Annotated in this window: 15 protein-coding genes and 1 tRNA gene; 14 read left to right on the top strand and 2 right to left on the bottom strand. The window is 43.9% G+C overall.

What is annotated here, in order from left to right; all coding sequences use genetic code 11:
* Positions 1–67 precede the first annotated feature (67 nt).
* From ACR64J_RS09080 to ACR64J_RS09015, 14 genes are all read left to right on the top strand, one after another.
* Entirely contained in the window at positions 68–2266 is a 2199-nt protein-coding gene (locus ACR64J_RS09080; protein WP_435949371.1) for a malate synthase G, read from the top strand.
* Positions 2267–2796: 530 nt separating this feature from the next.
* Positions 2797–3873 carry a porin gene (locus ACR64J_RS09075; protein ID WP_435949369.1) on the top strand — a complete coding sequence of 359 codons (1077 nt, stop codon included), beginning with the start codon at positions 2797–2799 and terminating at the stop codon, positions 3871–3873.
* A gap of 289 nt (positions 3874–4162) precedes the next feature.
* The gene (locus tag ACR64J_RS09070) at positions 4163–5296 is read left to right on the top strand and encodes a porin (protein ID WP_435949368.1); all 1134 of its coding nucleotides are present in this window, start codon (positions 4163–4165) and stop codon (positions 5294–5296) included.
* A 109-nt stretch (positions 5297–5405) separates the two neighbouring features.
* Entirely contained in the window at positions 5406–6542 is a 1137-nt protein-coding gene (locus tag ACR64J_RS09065; protein ID WP_435949367.1) for a porin, read from the top strand.
* Between the two features lie 159 nt (positions 6543–6701).
* Complete coding sequence (locus tag ACR64J_RS09060) at positions 6702–7823, top strand: porin (protein ID WP_435949366.1); 1122 nt, start codon at positions 6702–6704, stop codon at positions 7821–7823.
* Positions 7824–7926: 103 nt separating this feature from the next.
* On the top strand, positions 7927–9558 hold the full coding sequence (locus ACR64J_RS09055) for a CTP synthase (RefSeq protein ID WP_435949364.1): 1632 nt from the start codon (positions 7927–7929) through the stop codon (positions 9556–9558).
* Between the two features lie 241 nt (positions 9559–9799).
* Positions 9800–10675: a 3-deoxy-8-phosphooctulonate synthase gene (gene kdsA / locus ACR64J_RS09050; protein WP_435949363.1), complete on the top strand. Its 876-nt coding sequence runs from the start codon at positions 9800–9802 to the stop codon at positions 10673–10675.
* A gap of 51 nt (positions 10676–10726) precedes the next feature.
* Positions 10727–10975: a heavy-metal-associated domain-containing protein gene (locus ACR64J_RS09045; protein WP_317198654.1), complete on the top strand. Its 249-nt coding sequence runs from the start codon at positions 10727–10729 to the stop codon at positions 10973–10975.
* A gap of 136 nt (positions 10976–11111) precedes the next feature.
* Positions 11112–11336: a heavy metal-associated domain-containing protein gene (locus tag ACR64J_RS09040; protein ID WP_317198653.1), complete on the top strand. Its 225-nt coding sequence runs from the start codon at positions 11112–11114 to the stop codon at positions 11334–11336.
* A 215-nt stretch (positions 11337–11551) separates the two neighbouring features.
* Entirely contained in the window at positions 11552–13930 is a 2379-nt protein-coding gene (locus ACR64J_RS09035) for a heavy metal translocating P-type ATPase (RefSeq protein ID WP_435949362.1), read from the top strand.
* Between the two features lie 207 nt (positions 13931–14137).
* A complete protein-coding gene (gene eno / locus ACR64J_RS09030; protein ID WP_435949361.1) occupies positions 14138–15454 on the top strand; it encodes a phosphopyruvate hydratase in 1317 nt (438 codons plus the stop codon).
* A gap of 91 nt (positions 15455–15545) precedes the next feature.
* The gene (locus tag ACR64J_RS09025) at positions 15546–15851 is read left to right on the top strand and encodes an FtsB family cell division protein (RefSeq protein WP_317198650.1); all 306 of its coding nucleotides are present in this window, start codon (positions 15546–15548) and stop codon (positions 15849–15851) included.
* A gap of 66 nt (positions 15852–15917) precedes the next feature.
* Positions 15918–16628: a 2-C-methyl-D-erythritol 4-phosphate cytidylyltransferase gene (gene ispD, locus ACR64J_RS09020; RefSeq protein ID WP_435949360.1), complete on the top strand. Its 711-nt coding sequence runs from the start codon at positions 15918–15920 to the stop codon at positions 16626–16628.
* A 274-nt stretch (positions 16629–16902) separates the two neighbouring features.
* Positions 16903–17514 carry a BLUF domain-containing protein gene (locus ACR64J_RS09015; protein ID WP_435951059.1) on the top strand — a complete coding sequence of 204 codons (612 nt, stop codon included), beginning with the start codon at positions 16903–16905 and terminating at the stop codon, positions 17512–17514.
* A gap of 156 nt (positions 17515–17670) precedes the next feature.
* Here ACR64J_RS09015 and ACR64J_RS09010 read toward each other — a convergent pair.
* Together ACR64J_RS09010 and ACR64J_RS09005 are read right to left on the bottom strand one after the other, a co-directional pair.
* Positions 17671–17746: transfer RNA gene (locus ACR64J_RS09010), tRNA-Glu, on the bottom strand.
* 53 nt (positions 17747–17799) lie between these two features.
* Positions 17800–17997 (bottom strand): hypothetical protein, encoded by a 198-nt coding sequence (locus ACR64J_RS09005; RefSeq protein WP_317198648.1) that lies wholly within the window; start codon positions 17995–17997, stop codon positions 17800–17802.
* Positions 17998–18242: the final 245 nt, after the last annotated feature.

The following is an 18242-nucleotide window of genomic DNA, read 5'->3' as shown; positions in this document are numbered from 1 at the left end:
TATATGTCATCTACATTCAACAAAAACCTGATAGTCATAACTATTACCAAATCATAAGGACATCTGTATGAGTCAGTATTCTCAAACCAACCGTATCCAAAAAGGAATTCTTGCCATTGACCAAATCTTGTACGACTTTATTGAAAATGAAGTCCTACCCAAAGTTGGTTTTGACTCAGACAGCTATTGGTCAGGGTTTGAGAAGGTTATCAAAGAATTTACGCCGCGTAATAAGGCACTGCTTGCCACTCGTGATGAGATGCAAAAGCAGATCGATCAGTGGCATCTACAACATCCTACCAAAAACGGCGAAATCGATACCGCAGCTTATAAGCAGTTTTTGCAAGAGATCGGTTATTTGTTGCCAGAAGGTGAGGACTTCAAAGTCAGCACGCAAAATGTCGATGACGAGATTGCACATATCGCAGGCCCGCAGTTGGTAGTACCTGTACGTAACGCTCGTTATGCATTGAACGCCACTAACGCGCGCTGGGGCAGCTTGTATGATGCCCTATATGGCACAGATGTGATTAGCGATGAAAACGGTCAAGAAGCCACTGGCGGCTACAACCCAACTCGCGGCGCCGCCGTTGTCGCTTATGCCAAAAATTTCTTGGATGAAAACTTCGCTTTGGCCTCAGGGTCATACCGTGATGCAACAGGCTTTAGAGTTGTAGATGGCGCGCTTGAGATTGTACAAGGCGAGAGCAGCACCAAGCTACAAGATGCGAATAAGTTCGTAGGCTACGTCGGTGATGCCAATAGCCCAACAGGAGTATTGCTCAAGAACAACGGCCTACATGCCGAGATTCAAATCGATAGCGCTCATCCAGTGGGCAAGGATGACCCTGCTGGTATCAAAGACGTCTTGTTAGAGTCTGCTATTACTGCGATTCAAGATTGTGAAGATTCTATCGCTGCTGTGGACGCCGAAGAAAAAGTCGAAGTTTATCGCAATTGGTTAGGTCTTATGAACGGCGATCTGCAAGAGACCTTTGAGAAGGGCGGCAAGACGCGTACGCGTAAGCAAAACCCAGACCGCGAATATACGACGCCAGATGGCGGTAAGCTGATTTTGCCCGGCCGCTCGTTACTGCTTATCCGTAACGTCGGTCATTTGATGCAAAACCCAGCCATCTTAGTTGATTTGGGTGACGGGCAAGAACAAATCTTTGAAGGGCTTATGGATGGCTTGATCACCCCGTTATTAACTCTAAATGACCTAAAAGGCAAAAGCGAGCTATCCAACTCACGCAAAGGCTCTATGTACATCGTTAAGCCAAAAATGCATGGTCCTGATGAAGTCAAAATGGCAAACGACTTGTTCAATGCGTCAGAGGACTTATTAGGTCTTGAGCGTAATACGCTCAAAATTGGCATTATGGATGAAGAGCGCCGCATGACAGTCAATCTAAAAGAAGCGATTCGTCAAGCTAAAGAGCGCGTGATCTTCATCAATACAGGCTTCTTGGATCGTACAGGTGATGAGATGCATACTAGTATGAATGCTGGCGCGTTCGTACCTAAAGGGGATATGAAGTCGCAAGCTTGGCAGCCAGCCTACGAGCAGTGGAACGTTGATATTGGCCTTGAAGTTGGCTTGCAAGGTCATGCACAAATCGGTAAAGGCATGTGGGCGAAGCCTGATGAGATGAAGGAGATGATGGAGACCAAGGCGGCGCATCCAAAATCAGGTGCTAGTACCGCTTGGGTACCCTCACCAACAGGCGCGACTTTGCATGCTATGCACTATCATCAAGTCAACGTTGCGGACGTACAAGACGAGCTAAAATCTCGCGCGCGCGCGAGTCTCGATGATATCTTAACCATACCGCTTGCTGCTAATACTGATTGGAGCGATGAAGAGATACAAAACGAGCTTGATAACAATGCGCAAGGTATCTTAGGTTACGTGGTACGCTGGGTTAACCAAGGCGTTGGCTGCTCAAAAGTGCCAGATATCAATGATGTGGGTCTCATGGAGGATCGCGCAACACTGCGTATTTCAAGTCAGCATATTGCCAACTGGCTCCATCATGACGTGGTGAGTGAAGAGCAAGTTATGGAAACCATGAAGCGTATGGCAAAAGTCGTCGATGAGCAAAACGCAGGTGACAATAGCTATCAGCCTATGGCAAATAATTTTGAGCACTCTTATGCCTTTAAGGCTGCTTGTGATCTTGTATTCAAGGGTCGCGAGCAACCAAGCGGTTATACTGAGCCTTTATTGCATCAAGCTCGCCTAGATCTAAAGGCTAATTTTTAAAAGTAAATAATTAACCTGCTTGCAAGCTCGTTAAGAACAGCGTCATCTATCTTAGGATAGGTGGCGCTTTTTTGTGGGTAAAAATTTATTTATCAATGAATACGGTTTTCTCGATAATAGTTATAGGTATTAAATACAATATAATGATATTTTTTTCGGTTTACGAATGTTGTCTAAGGCAAATAAAACGTTGTCTCTAGAGAATATTTGACACACAGTAGAAACAATTAGCTCAAAAAAATGTTGCAAATTATGTCAGAGTTGTTATGCTTATAGCCGAAGTATGAGTTTGGTAACGGATGTTACACATTGAAGTGTTAAAAGCCAAATTTTACATAAGGGTTACATGTAAGCATACGATTCTTTAAGTAATGGTTTTTTACCTGATAGTGATAGACATACCACACTTTTTTGAACAGATTCCGGTCGTCAGTTACATATTTTATCTTTTGAGGATTTGTGACGATACCATTACGGGCACCAGCTAATGATAGCCAGCCTACTACTAAAATTGTAAGTGGAGATACCCCATGAAAAAACTACTTTTAGCCACAGCAGTTGCTGCTCTATCTGTATCAGCAGCGCAAGCTGCTCCAACGGTCTACGGTAAGATCTTTATCACTACTGATTATGTCAACGCTGATAACGATGTCGATGACTCTGATTCGTTGCAAATTAACTCTAACATCTCGCGTATTGGTTTCAAAGGCTCTGAAGCTATGACCGCTAATACTGATGTTATCTATCAATTAGAGTATGGCATTGCTGTTGATGGTGAAGATAGAACGTTCCAAAGCCGTGATACCTATCTTGGTCTTGATAACCAAGACTTTGGTCAGTTCCGTTTTGGTCGTAACTATTCAGTTGTTGATTATGTTAACAACGTCACTGTTAACGAAGGCTACTGGGATAACCTAGGACCAGCTAGCGCTGACTTTGGTGATGCTAATCTTATCGATGCATTGAACATGACAGATGCGAACCGTGTTAATAACTCTATCGTCTGGATCGCGCCTAAGTACAACGACTTACCATTAGAGCTAGCCCTTATGTATGGTGCTGACGAAGATTTTGTCGTAGACAGCGATGATCGTAGTGAAGGTTTTGGTGCATCATTGATGTTTGATCCAGGTATGGGCTTTACCGCTGGTGTTGCTTATAGTAATGATCTAAACATTCCAGGTAGTATCCTACGCGGTACGGCTAGTGTTGATCTAAGCAATTACGTTGCTTACCCTGTAACCGTTGGCGCTATGTATCAGCAGACTGATTTCGATACTAGCGATGACTTTGGTAGTGAAAACGAAGACGGTTTTGTAATCAGCGCTGAGATGGGTCTAAACAACTTCGCTCGCCCAGCGACTGTCTATGCTCAGTATAACAACACGTCAAACATTGATGGTTTCGACAATGCTGATTCAGATCAGTTGGTCGTTGGTGGTACGTACGAGTTTAAGAAAAACATGATTGCTCATGCTTATATCGGCCAAAACTCAGCAGATCTTAACGATGTTCAGCTTTTACAAGATGACGGCGAGACGCTTGTTACTCGTGGTAACGATCTTGACGTATTCGCTATCGGTGGCGGTTTAGAATATATCTTCTAAATTTAACCCCTTAGAGCTAGTACAAAAAACTCATCCTTCGGGGTGAGTTTTTTTATTTTATAATCAATAGTGTGTTTTAAACAGCAGCGTGTATTGAATAATAGGTTCCGTAAAATTAATAGTAACAACTGTGTAAATTTTGGTTTTTCATATTACTGTAATATTTGTTTGGTAAAGTTGTGTCTAAGTAATGCTTCTAGCTCATATATATAAATGTTTTATAGAGTAGCACCTTGCCATTATATGTATCAGCCAATTTATCACTCAAATCGTAAAGTGGAGATATCCTTTGAAAAAATTACTTTTAGCCTCAGCAATTGCAACGCTATCAGTTTCTGCCGCTCAGGCAGCGCCAACTGTCTACGGTAAAGCATTCGTGACTGCTAACTATGTCAATGCTGAACTTGACCGTCAGTCTATGGATCTACCTGGTGATACTATCAACGGTAACGAAGATAATAGTTCGGTGCAGGTTAGTTCGCACTCTTCACGTATAGGGTTCAAAGGTTCTGAGCCGATAACCGCAAATACTGATGTGATCTATCAATTAGAATATGGCATCGCCGTTGATGGCGAAGATAGAAACTTCAACAGTCGTGATACTTATTTGGGTCTGACTAATCAGAATGTTGGTCAATTCCGTTTTGGTCGCAACTACTCAGTGATTGATTACATCAACAATGTCTCGCGCAACGAAGGGTATTGGGACAATATTGGCGCTAGTAGTCTGGACGATAGCTCTATCGCTAGCGCTTTGACATTAACGGATGGTACTCGTATCAATAACTCGATCGTTTGGATCGCGCCAAAGTACAACGATTTGCCATTAGAGCTTGCTTTGCAGTACGGCGCTGATGAGTCTCTTGTCTCTAGTAATGACGAGCATGATAGCGGCTTTGGTGCTTCCTTATTCTTTGACGCCGGTACAGGCTTTACCGCTGGTATTGCTTATGATAAAGACATGAGTATCAGTAATACCAATGACTTTGATGAGGTGATTGATCCTATTACGGAGGAAGTATTAGAAAACTCTTTTTCTGAAACGACAGGCGGTGATATATTACGCATCACAGCTTCTGCCGATTTAGGTAAGTACATGGCTTACCCGATTACTTTGTCTGGTTTGTATCAGCAAGCGGACTATGACTATCGCGGAGCTAAAGAAGAAGATGCTTTTGTTATTAGCGCTGATATGATACTGACTAACTTTGCTCGTCCAATGCAAGCTTATATCCAATATGATAAGACCAACAACGTTGGCGGTATTGATAGCTTAGATTCTGACCAAATCGTTGTTGGTGGTAAGTACGAGTACAAAGACAATATCATCGCTCATGGTTATGCAGGGATTAACTCAGCTGACAGTGACGACATCAATGCTGACGTATTCGCTATTGGTGGCGGTTTAGAATACATCTTCTAGTCTAAGCCTTGTATCGATATTATTGTTAAGAGCTCATCCTTCGGGGTGAGTTTTTCATTAAAGAATTTTACTTACCAATCTTGACAAAATTACGAAGTGGAGACACTTTATGAAAAAACTACTTTTAGCTACAGCAGTTGCCGCACTGTCTGTATCAGCTGCTAATGCTGCACCTACTTTATACGGTAAAGCCTTCCTCACTACCGATTATGTTAATGCCGAGCTTGACGTTGAAGAGACTGTAGACACTGATTTTGACGGCGATATACAAAGAATCAATAACGATAGTGATTCATTGCAAGTGAACTCAAACATCTCACGTTTAGGCTTTAAAGGCTCTGAGGCCATCACTGCCAATACTGATGTCATTTATCAGTTAGAATACGCTATCAACATCGATGATAGCGGCGATGACAACATTGGCTTCAAAAGCCGTGATACCTATCTTGGCCTGGCTAATGAGCAATACGGTCAATTCCGTTTTGGTCGTAACTACTCGGTAACCGATTATGTTCTTGATAACGTACTAGTGACCAAAGGCTATTGGGATAACATTGGTGCCAGTAGTATTAATGGCGGAACCGTTGCTGAAGCGTTGACTATGACTGATGGCGGCCGTATTAACAACTCTATCATGTGGTTTGCGCCTAAGTATAATGACTTGCCATTAGACTTAGTACTACAGTACGGTGCTGATGAGACTTTTGTCTCTGATAGCGATGATCGTGACGAAGGTTACGGAGCTTCATTGAACTACAACCCAGGCACAGGCTTTACGGTTGGTGTGGCTTATGATAAAGACATGACCATCAATGGAGACATCCTGCGTGGTACCGCAAGTTTAGATCTAAGTAACTACATTACTATGCCAATTACAATGGGACTGCTATACCAGCAAGCTGATTATGATGGTCTTGGTGAAGAAGACGGCCTAATCGTTAGTGCCAAAATGGGTCTAGATAACTTTGCTCGTCCAGCAGCTATTTATGCGCAGTACAATAAAACAGATAGCTTAAGTGGTCTTGACGGCAATGACTCTGACCAGTTTGTGGTTGGTGGTCAGTACTTCTTTAAAGACAATATGATTGCGCATGCTTACGCTGGTTATAACTCTGCTGATTTAGACAATGATAGATTCTTTACCCGTGAAGATGTAGACGGTGATAATGGTGAAGTTGTTAGTGTTCGTGGTAGCGGTGATGCAAACGTTCTTGCTATCGGTGCTGGTCTAGAATACTTATTCTAATCTAAATGCAAGACATGGTTTATTAAGAACTCATCCTTCGGGGTGAGTTTTTTGTTTGCTTTATTTAATCTTTAGAAATAGGTAAGCTTAAACTATCGATTTTAAGAATGGTTTGCATAGCTATCAGTCAACATTTTAATAAATAAGTAGAGATATGTTATGAATAAGCGACTCATCGCCGCGTCGATTATCAGTTTACCTATGACAACAACTTATGCCGTGCCAGAGATCTACGGCAAAGCTTTTGTCACGGCCGATTACGTTGATAGTCAAGCAGACTACAGTCATCGTAGTGATGTTTCTGATTTATCCGATAGTGGCTCATTACAAGTCAACTCAAACTCTTCGAGACTTGGATTTAGAGGATCTGAGGCGATAACAGACAATACGAGCATCATTTATCAGCTGGAATATGGCGTTGATTTTGATGGTGAGGGCAGCCGCAATCTGTTGAGCCGAGATACCTATTTAGGTCTCAAGGGCAAAGGTGTTGGCGAATTTCGTTTTGGTCGCAACTCCTCTATTTTAAGTTATGCTTATGAGCCTGTCGTCACCAGAGCTTATTGGGATAATTTGGGCAAAACTAAGCTGGGTTCTGATGAGCTCGTCTCAGCGCTTAATATGATTGACTACACGCGCAAAGACAATTCAGTCATATGGATAGCTCCAACTTATAAGCATTTTAACCTAGTGGCGCAGTATGCAACTAATGAAAGCCAGAGCATAGGGCGTGATGATGGTTTTGGGGCGTCTTTAACTTATGATAAAGACGGTATTAGAGCTGGCGTGACCTACAGTCAGGATATCGAGGTACGCGGTAGTATTAATGCCTCAAGTGAAGTTACTGACGGTGATGATGAGCAAAGTCTCGACTATAGCGGTGAGGTCATACGCGCTACGCTGACGGTAGATCTAGATGAATATATTGATATACCAGCGCCGCTCACAATGGGGCTGCTATACCAGCAAGCGGATTATAATTTTAGAGGGTCTAAAAAAGAAAAAGGGTTGATTGCGAGCGCTAAGGCATCACTAGATAATTTTGCGCGTCCTACTAGCGTATATCTGCAGTACAACCAGACAGACAACCTAAATGGTATTGGTAACAATAAATCCAAACAGCTGGTGCTGGGTGGTGAGTATGATTTTAAAGACAATATCATCGCTCATGCTTACATCGGCAAAAACTCAGCGGACTATACTGATCTTGTGAATCAAAGCCGCGGCGTCGCTGATATTGAGGTCTTAGTCATTGGCGGCGGTCTTGAGTATTTGTTTTAATCTCATTGCCCAAAATGAGAGATTTGAGCGAGTTTAGCTTTTGCTCTATATTTCATGGCGTATTTTTAGTAAAATCCTTCTTTACCAATTATTGATGAGTACTATGACCAAATTTATATTTGTGACCGGTGGGGTCGTGTCCTCACTAGGAAAAGGAATCACCGCTGCTTCCTTAGCCGCCATATTAGAAGCGCGCGGCGTCTCTGTAACCATGACCAAGATGGATCCGTATATCAACGTCGATCCCGGTACTATGAGTCCCTTCCAGCATGGCGAGGTATTTGTCACCGAAGATGGCGCTGAGACAGATTTGGATTTGGGCTACTACGAGCGTTTTCTGCGTCACTCAAAGATGAGTAAGAGCAATAATTTCACCAGTGGCCGTATCTACCAAAACGTACTTAATAAAGAGCGCCGCGGTGAGTATTTAGGCGGCACGGTACAGGTCATTCCGCATATCACTGATGAGATCAAAAGTAAAATTCTAGCCAGCGGTGAGGGCTACGACATCGCCATTATCGAGATTGGCGGTACGGTTGGTGATATCGAATCACTGCCCTTTATGGAAGCCGTGCGTCAGATGCAAGTCGAGCTGAGCCGCAATAGAGCCATGCTGATGCATTTGACACTAGTACCTTATATCGCCAGTGCTGGCGAGACCAAGACCAAACCGACTCAGCATTCGGTCAAAGAGCTGCGCTCTATCGGCCTGCAACCTGATATCTTAATCTGCCGCTCTGATCACCATATCTCTCAAGACAACCGCCGTAAGATTGCGTTATTTACCAACGTGGAGGAGCGTGCGGTTATCATGTGTGAAGATGCACAAAGCATCTATCAGATACCTCGTACGCTTTATGAGCAAGATCTTGATGATTTGATTTGTGAGCGTTTTGGTTTAGACGTACCAGAAGCCGATTTGAGCGATTGGGATAAAGTCGTTAAAGCGCAGCTCAATCCTGTATCCACGGTCACTGTTGCTATGGTCGGTAAGTATGTTGAGCTACCTGATGCCTATAAGTCGATTAATGAGGCACTGCTTCACGCTGGCATCACTCATCAGACCAAAGTCGTCATTGACTATATCGACGCTGAACATCTAGAGAGCGATAATGCTCTATACGCGCGCCTAAGTGAGGCTGATGGCATTTTAGTCCCAGGTGGCTTCGGTGAGCGCGGTACAATGGGTAAGATAAAAGCCATTACTTACGCCCGCGAAAACAACGTCCCGTATCTTGGGATTTGCTTAGGTATGCAGCTGGCAGTGATTGAGTATGCGCGTAATGTGCTAGGTATTGATGCTAATTCGTCAGAATTTGATCGCAAAACGGCAGAACCTATTATTGGTCTGATTACCGAGTGGTTAGACGAGCGCGGTGAGCTACAGATTCGTAGTGATGATTCAGATCTTGGCGGTACGATGCGCTTAGGCGCGCAGCAAGCGGAGCTGGTCGCAGGTAGTAAGCTTGCGCAAATATACGGCGCTAACAATATCACCGAGCGTCACCGTCATCGTTATGAGATGAACAATCGCTATATTGAGCCACTAGAGCAAGCGGGCATGATGATATCAGGCTACTCTGCCAAGCAGCATCTGGTCGAGTCGGTTGAGATCAGCGAGCACCCTTGGTTTATCGCGGTACAGTTCCATCCTGAATTTACTAGCTCGCCACGCGGTGGTCATCCGCTGTTTAATAGCTTTGTCAAAGCGGCAAAGAATTATAATGATAAATAAGCTATAGCAATTGTTTTAAACTTTAGCCAATAAAAGACTAATCTACGGATTGGTCTTTTTTTATATCCGATTGAGACGTTTAGCCCTCAATCTTTATCAAATAATGAACTAGGTTGAATTATGAGCTGAAAATAGCGAGAGAGACGATTACGTTCGTGGACTTTTCTTTATCGTTGTATCGGTTACAATAGCGATAAGTCTTAACATAAATTGTTGATAACAATAAATAGGAAAACGAATAATGGATAATGTATTACAGGCGCAGTCACATATTGAGCTAAAGACCCCTAATAGCAAAATTATCAATATTGGCAACGATCAGCCGTTTGTACTTTTTGGTGGGATGAATGTCCTTGAATCAAAAGAGATGGCGTTTGAGATCGCTGAACAATACATCGAGATATGTGAGCGTCTGGGCATCGGCTATGTGTTTAAAGCCAGCTTTGATAAAGCCAATCGCTCAAGCCTACACTCATATCGAGGCCCGGGGCTCGAGAAGGGTATTGATTGGCTCGGACAAATCAAAGAGAAGTTTCAAGTGCCGATTATTACTGATGTGCACGAGCCGTATCAAGCGCAGCCCGTCGCTGAGGTATCTGATATTATCCAGCTGCCTGCGTTTTTATCCCGTCAGACGGATCTGGTAGAGTCTATGGCAAAGACAGGCGCGATTATCAATATCAAAAAAGCCCAGTTCTTAGCGCCGCATGAGATGCGTCATATTATGAATAAATGCTTAGAGGCGGGCAACGACACCCTCATCTTATGTGAGCGTGGAAGTGCTTTTGGCTATAATAATCTGGTTGTCGACATGCTCGGCTTTGATACGATGAAGCAGATGAATGTGCCAGTGTTCTTTGATGTGACGCATAGCTTACAGCAGCCAGGCGCTCGTAGTGATAGCGCAGGCGGGCGCCGCGAGCAAATAACGACGCTTGCGCGTGCTGGCATGGCAACGGGACTAGCAGGGCTGTTTTTGGAAGCGCATCCTAATCCAGAAACTGCGAAGTGTGATGGCCCATGCGCGCTCAGAACCAGTCAGCTTGAACCTTTTTTAAGCCAGCTCAAGCAGATCGATGATCTGGTAAAAAGCTTTGCGGTGTTAGATACTCATTAAACAAGGGTGAGAGCAACAGAGTAGCTAAATTTGTAATAAAAGGATAAGGCAATGGCGATTAAGATGGCAAAGGTCAGCATTGAGAATATCGATGATGCTGAGGGTTTGGATAGTGTGATGACTGCGCTACAGAATATAACTGGCGTCGTTGCGGTAGAGCTTGATGCGGATACTAATACAGCGCTTATCCGCTATGACGATACCGATACCAGCATTCATGCGTTCACCGCAGCGATTAGTATGGTCGATTATGTGACGCAGCCATTTCCGATTGACGCGCCGCAAAACCCTGACAATTAAATTTTAATCATGAGTAGTCGCGAACTTCTTTACCAAACTGAGTTGATGTTGGTACTGATATCGCTTAGGGTATAAAGGTATTAGCTTATTCCAAGCTTATAATTAACATTAATTTGATCTAATAAAGGAGCCTAGCATGGCACATCAAACTAGAATTATTAAGATTGACGGTATGACTTGTGACAAATGCGTAGAGAGTGTACACGGCGTGACCACCGAGCTTGAAGGTCTCATCAGCATGACGGTTGAGCTACCAACCAATCAGGCGACCGTTACTTTTGATGACACTATGACCAGCGCGGACGAGATCGCTGCAGTCATTACTGAAGGCGGTTTTGATGCCGAAGTCGCTAACTCATAATTTTAGAGTACGATCTCAAAACCAGCTATCATGGCTGGTTTTTTTAATGGCAGTCTCATTACTGAGTGGTAGCAAGGCTATTCACTACTGATAACCGCTTAATCACTTGCATTAGCGGTAATAGCAACCATCTTATTACTATAGTATGTTTTTTAGTATAATAAAATGCATTGCTAAAAATTGTATCCCTATCCATCGTATTTTGAGTTTTATCTATGACTGATTCTAGCGCCGCGACTGATTCTAACTATGATGCTGGTACTGCCAACAAGGTCAGCAATGAGGTTAACACCGATGTTGAGTCAAACACTCAGCAAGCGCCGCAACGTGCGCATTTGCAATTGGCGATTGACGGTATGTCGTGCCAAGCCTGTGCCTCGCGTATTGAAAAAGTGCTCAATAAAAAGCCCTCTATCTATGAGGTGAGCGTCAACTTCGCAGGTGAGACTGCCAATGTTGACTACAACCCTAGCGAGACCACACCAGAGCAAGTCACAGAGTGGGTCAATAAAACAGGCTTTGTCGCCAACCTGCAAGCTGGTGACTCGCTGTTTGCGCAAAACGATGAGGATACGGCAACCAAAAGGCCATGGCGACTGATTGCGCTTTGGATATGTCTGGTGCCATTTTTGGTAGGTATGGCAGGCATGCTAGTAGGACAGGGTATGGCGTGGATGCCGCCAGTATGGATACAGTTTATCTTGGGGACGATCGTCCAGTTCGGTTTGGCATTGCCTTTTTATAGTAGTGCTTGGGCGTCACTCAAAGGTGGCCTCGCTAACATGGATGTACTTGTGGTCATCGGTACCGTGACTATTTGGGCGTATTCTACTTATCTGTGGCTGACGCACGGTGATGGCAGTCTGGCGAGTTTGTTAAATATCGAAGGTCATGGCCCTGGGGTATATTTTGAAGCCGGAGTGATGGTCATTGCCTTTGTACGTACAGGTAAATATCTAGAAGAGCGCACCAAAAAGAGAAGTCTAAACAGTATTGATTTACTGCTATCGCTCACCCCAGATGAAGTTGAATTAGAGCAGCCCAATGGCGATTTTCACAATGTTGCTCTAAAAGACGTGCAAATTGGTGATATCTTGCGGGCTAAGCAAGGTAGCCGCGTGGCAACCGATGGCACTGTTGTTGACGGTAGTGGCTGGTGCGTTGAAGGTCATTTGACAGGGGAGTCGGTACCGCTCAAAAAAGACGTTAACGATACGCTACTGGCAGGTGCGCTCGTTGAGAATGGTAGCTTGCTGTACCGTGTCAGCGCCAAAGGCAGTGATACTAAGCTTGGCGATATGGTACAAGCGCTCAGCGACGCCCAAGGCTCAAAGGCCAAGCTGGCGCGCCTTGCCGATAGAGTCACCGCTATTTTTGTGCCCGTCGTAGTGGCCATTGCCGTTGCGACTTTTGCACTGACATGGTGGTTTACCGGTAGAGTCGATACCGCACTAATGCATGCTGTATCTGTCTTAGTCATCGCCTGTCCTTGTGCGTTAGGCCTTGCCACGCCTGCTGCGATTATGGCAGGGATGGGGGTCGCGGCGCGTCATGGCGTCTGGTTCAAAGACGCGCAAAGTTTAGAGGCAGCGGGCGATATAGATACAGTTGTGCTGGACAAGACAGGTACGCTAACGATAGGTAAACCTGTGATTGTCGATCAAGTTATGGTCGATAAGTCGTTAGCTGTCGATGATGTGTTACAGATTGCCGCAAGTGTGGAGGCTCATGCCAGTCATCCGCTAGCGACTGCCCTTATCAATGCAGCTATAGAGCGCAATCTGCCATTACTAGACGTCACTGACGTCAGCGTCATCAAAGGCGCAGGTATTCAGGCCACTATCGCAGGCTTAGGACTCATAAAGGTGGGCACAGCTGAGTTTGCTGAACTAAATTTACCTAAACATATGCCCAAGGTTTGGAGTATTGCCAGTACGGTCGCCGTCAGTATCAATGATGAACCGCTTGGCGCTTTTGCACTAGCAGATGATCTAAAAGACGATACGCCGCAAGCGATTGCCGCCTTGCAAGCCGCTGACATTAATGTGGTGCTTATGAGTGGTGATAAGCAGTCTGTGGTCGATCATGTGGCAGGGCAACTGGGTATCACCAAAGCTTATGGCACGATGAGTCCACGCGACAAGGCCAGTCAGATTGCCAAACTTCAAGCAGCAGGTCACAAAGTGGCAATGGCAGGTGACGGCGTCAATGATGCACCCGCTATGGCGACCGCTGATGCCAGTTTTGCGATGTTTGAGGGGACTGATGTGGCACAGCACAGCGCGTCTGCACGCTTGATGGGCGAGTCGCTCATGCATATTGATGCGGCGCAAAAGATCGCTCAGGCCACGGTACGCAATATCAAACAAAACTTATTTTTTGCGTTTATTTATAATTGCTTGGGTATTCCTCTGGCAGCTTTTGGATTTTTGAACCCGATGATAGCGGCAGCAGCGATGGCGCTTAGCTCCATATCAGTCTTGATGAATGCCCTACGTTTAACGCGCTTTAAGACTGAGGTTGAGCTGACGAATACCGTGTCAGGTTCTAATGCTAAGGTGAATACTAGCAAACCAAAAGTGATAGACGCTTAACATTTGCAATCATAAAATCTTATTTGTTTATCATGTATTTTCGCGCTCTAACTGACGCGATGAATCGCTTATTGTTGTCTCGAAGATGGGCGATGTTTGACAAAATTTATGCTATGATGCCAAGCATTATCACGAAATTTATTTTTGTTTATAGCTTGCCCTTTTTATCCCACAAACTTGGCATGACCAAAGGAACGATTAGACATTATGTACGCTGAAGAAACCACTAACGATATCGCTATCAAAGACATCCGCGCTCGTGAAATTTTAGACTCACGAGGTAACCCAACGATTGAAGCTGATGTGATCTTAGCTGATGGGACTATTGGTCGCGCTGCTGCACCAAGTGGCGCGTCAACAGGCTCACGTGAAGCGCTTGAGCTACGTGATGGCGACAAGGATCGTTATATGGGTCGCGGCGTCAAAAAAGCAGTGGCTAACGTCAATAGTCAAATTCGTAGTGCTTTGATGGACAAAGACGTCACCGAGCAGCAAGCGATTGATGATGCAATGATTGCTCTTGATGGTACCGAAAACAAGGACAACTTGGGCGCTAATGCTATGCTTGCAGTGTCTCTTGCTGTTGCCAAAGCTGCTGCAAAGGCGCAAAGATTACCGCTACATCAGTACATCGCTAATCTGCGCAATCAGACGTCGCTGACGATGCCGGTACCTATGATGAATATCATCAATGGTGGCGAGCATGCGGACAATACGGTTGATATCCAAGAGTTTATGATTGAGCCTGTGGGCTTTACCAGTTTTTCAGAAGCATTGCGTGCCGGTACCGAGATTTTTCATAGCTTAAGGTCGGTGCTTAGATCACAAGGCTTAAATACTGCTGTTGGTGATGAAGGCGGCTTTGCTCCTGATCTGCGTAGCAATGAAGAAGCCATTACTGTCATTATGCAAGCGATTGAGCAAGTAGGTTATAGCGCAGGCAAAGACATTTACCTAGCGCTCGACTGCGCCGCTACTGAGTTTTATAAAGACGGTAAATATGTCTTGGCAGGCGAGGGCAACAAGTCCTTTGATAACCAAGGGTTTTCCGATTACCTCGTTGGTCTTACTCGCCAGTACCCTATCATTTCTATCGAGGATGGTTTAGATGAGTCCGATTGGGAGGGCTGGAAGTATCTAACCGAGCAAATCGGGGATAAAGTACAACTGGTCGGCGATGATTTATTTGTGACCAATCCTGCTATTTTGCAAGAAGGCATCGATAAGCATATTGCTAATGCTATTTTGATTAAGTTTAACCAAATTGGCACCTTATCAGAGACGCTTGATGCTATTTATTTAGCGAAGAAAAACGGCTACGCCACGATTATCTCGCACCGCTCAGGTGAGACTGAAGATAGCACGATTGCTGATCTTGCCGTAGGTACCGCAGCAGGTCAAATTAAGACAGGCTCCTTGTGCCGTTCAGATCGCGTTGCTAAATACAACCAGCTTTTGCGTATAGAGCAGCAAATTCGTGCCAGCTATCGCGGCGCTGATGAGTTCATCGGTTTACGCGGTTAAAACCATTCAAACAAAGCAGTGTGTGATTTTGTACCCAATGACATACTGCTTTTTATTTGTACTTAGTATCCTTATATTTTGCGCGCCTACTATGAAATACTTTAGCCAGTTTATACTATTAGCTTTTGCAGTTGCTGTGTTGATGGGCCTGCAATATCAATATTGGCTGGGTGAAAACGGTCGATTTGAGCATAGTAAGCTCAGTGCCCAGATTGATAATCAGCAGCAGCTCAATGACAACCAAGTTGCAGCCAATAACTTACTACGCACTGACGTAAGCGATTTAAAAAATGGACTTGAGGCCGTAGAGGAGCACGCGCGGCTAGATTTGGGGTTGATCAAACCCAATGAAACCTTTGTTCAAATATCTACTGCACCAACAACGCATAGTCAATAACATAGCATATGGCGATGCTATAACTTATCATTAGTATGAGCTCTTTTTTTATCACGAACCTCTCACATGAATAAAACCCCTAAATTGCATGCAATGATTGTCGCTGCTGGTCGCGGCAGCCGCTTTGGTGCGTCTGTGCCTAAGCAATATACTATTCTCGGCAATCAGACTCTATTGCAGCATAGCGTTGGGAGATTAGCTCAAAGCGAGCAGATTACCGAGTGTTTGCTCGTTGTGGCAGCAGATGATAATACAGCGCAAAATCTAAAATTTGCAATGCCTGTTTTCTACGCCACTGGTGGTACTGAGCGTTGGCAATCCGTCAGCGCAGGGATAGAGGCCATCATGAGTAAAGGCGCAAGTGATGATGATTTGATTCTTATTCACGACGCAGCACGTCCTACTGTGCCTTTAACAGATATAGATGAGGTTATTGCGGCGGCCAAGCTTGAGCCTTATGGCGCTATTTTAGCAGCACCAGTAGCGGATACTCTAAAGCAAGCGCAGCAGGACGATACCTCACGGTGCTACGTCTCTCATACTGTTGATCGAGAGGGCATGTGGCAAGCACAAACCCCGCAAGTCTTTCGTGCAGGAGCGCTCACAAAAGTACTTGAGCATGTGGCGCTGCAACATTTGAGTATCACTGATGAAGCCAGTGCTTTTGAGTATCTAAACTTACCAATAAGACTCGTTACTGGTAGTCGGCAAAACATCAAACTGACCTACGCCGATGATGAGCTACTCATTTTATCTTTAATACAGTCACAAAAATAATTTGATGAGCTACCGCAAAATGTAGGGTGGAGAGCGTAAATAAAAACAACTCTCATCTATATATTCAATATTTGATATATAATTGTCAATAACTAATAATTATAATTCTGACTAGTCAGAGAAATTATGTTTTGCTATTGGTACGTAATTAGCCTATGATGTAACCATCTTAATACAATAAATATAAAACAAATTAAATCAATAATATAAGACTAGTTTTAGTAGTTATTGATTTACAAACCGTATAATAATAAGGAGAGGCTGATTGTCACCTGTGCATGCTATGACAAATTCAGATACCAAAGATCTTTATCAACTGGTTTACATCAGCCGCATTACTACTGCTGGACTTGTAGGTTCTAGCACACTCAATGATATTGCAAAATTAGCGACACAGAACAATTACAACAACGATATTACGGGTATCCTTTGTTACGGCAATGGCTACTTTTTTCAGTGTGTCGAAGGTCGCGAGCAAGACCTGACAAACCTAAAAAACCGCTTACTATTAGATGATCGTCACAAAGATTTAAAGATACTAGACTTCTCAGAACTTGATGAGCGTCATTTTTCTGGATGGTCGTTACGCTCAATTGTACTTGAGCGCTGTATGGTCAAGGATATGAGAATCAAGGCATTGATGCCTTTTAAACCTTATAATTGGAATTGTGATGAATACTTACAGTTCTTAGAGGTATTGCATCATTTATATGATGATATTGATCAAAAAGGTGAGTCTGATACTCAGCCTATTAAATATAGTGCGCTTGGCGTGACACTTAGCAAAGTTGTCGGTGAACACCAAGCTTTCTTTTTAATTCAATCTGTACTAGCCTTATTAATCATTATGACTATACCTTGGCTACTTATGGCGGATAAAATCTAAAACCTAAAGTTTAATAAAAGCTGGCACTTGTTGTCAGCTTTTTTATGCCTTAGGTATGAGGGATATACGAGCAGTTTTGCAAACACAAAAACATAAAAAAACCTTCAAGCTCTATCATAGAGTTTGAAGGTTTTGAAATGCCAAAGCATTTATATATGGCGTCCCCAGGGGGATTCGAACCCCCGTTACCGCCGTGAAAGGGCGGTGTCCTAGGCCTCTAGACGATGGGGACTAGGTACTACGTCTTCAGCTGCTTTCACCATTTATGCCGAAGTGGTGCATATTCTAATAGCGTCGATGCTTACTGTCAAGCCTTTTTCGACGTTTTTTCAACATCAAATATCTTTTTTTGAGTGCACGTCTTGGATGTAGATTTTTACGTTTGAGATGGTAGCGAATCCATAGTGAGGTAATAGCACTAATCGTCAAAGCAAGTGCCATATAGCCAAAGATAGTGCCCCATACCATGTAATGTGGTTCCATAACCAAATCCCTCTTAGTAAACCTAGCACTTTCAATTACAAATCACTGAGGTTATGTTGATGACTTAGCTCATCTAAGGGATGTCTTTAGGTTATGCTAGCTATCAATAGCCATATCTTCACCAATCACATACCAAGATGTCAAAGTACAAAATAAATACTAAAGCGCTATGAAAGGCATATACCTAACCTTAAAATTAGTCGCTGTCTTATTAGTATCTATTAACTTTGAGCGATAAACCAGTG

Source organism: Psychrobacter sp. DM8 (assembly GCF_051307025.1).
Lineage (GTDB): Bacteria > Pseudomonadota > Gammaproteobacteria > Pseudomonadales > Moraxellaceae > Psychrobacter.
Note: the sequence above shows the minus strand (reverse complement) of the source record. Positions and strands in the feature narration are given on the sequence as shown.

Bases quoted from the DNA above. Each gene is read 5' to 3' on its own strand.
- ACR64J_RS09025 (WP_317198650.1), top strand. From the start codon at position 15,546: ATGAAATACTTTAGCCAGTTTATACTATTAGCTTTTGCAGTTGCTGTG.
- kdsA (WP_435949363.1), top strand. From the start codon at position 9,800: ATGGATAATGTATTACAGGCGCAGTCACATATTGAGCTAAAGACCCCT.
- ACR64J_RS09045 (WP_317198654.1), top strand. From the start codon at position 10,727: ATGGCGATTAAGATGGCAAAGGTCAGCATTGAGAATATCGATGATGCT.
- ispD (WP_435949360.1), top strand. From the start codon at position 15,918: ATGAATAAAACCCCTAAATTGCATGCAATGATTGTCGCTGCTGGTCGC.
- eno (WP_435949361.1), top strand. From the start codon at position 14,138: ATGTACGCTGAAGAAACCACTAACGATATCGCTATCAAAGACATCCGC.
- ACR64J_RS09075 (WP_435949369.1), top strand. From the start codon at position 2,797: ATGAAAAAACTACTTTTAGCCACAGCAGTTGCTGCTCTATCTGTATCA.
- ACR64J_RS09035 (WP_435949362.1), top strand. From the start codon at position 11,552: ATGACTGATTCTAGCGCCGCGACTGATTCTAACTATGATGCTGGTACT.
- ACR64J_RS09040 (WP_317198653.1), top strand. From the start codon at position 11,112: ATGGCACATCAAACTAGAATTATTAAGATTGACGGTATGACTTGTGAC.
- ACR64J_RS09080 (WP_435949371.1), top strand. From the start codon at position 68: ATGAGTCAGTATTCTCAAACCAACCGTATCCAAAAAGGAATTCTTGCC.
- ACR64J_RS09005 (WP_317198648.1), bottom strand. From the start codon at position 17,997: ATGGAACCACATTACATGGTATGGGGCACTATCTTTGGCTATATGGCA.
- ACR64J_RS09060 (WP_435949366.1), top strand. From the start codon at position 6,702: ATGAATAAGCGACTCATCGCCGCGTCGATTATCAGTTTACCTATGACA.
- ACR64J_RS09055 (WP_435949364.1), top strand. From the start codon at position 7,927: ATGACCAAATTTATATTTGTGACCGGTGGGGTCGTGTCCTCACTAGGA.
- ACR64J_RS09065 (WP_435949367.1), top strand. From the start codon at position 5,406: ATGAAAAAACTACTTTTAGCTACAGCAGTTGCCGCACTGTCTGTATCA.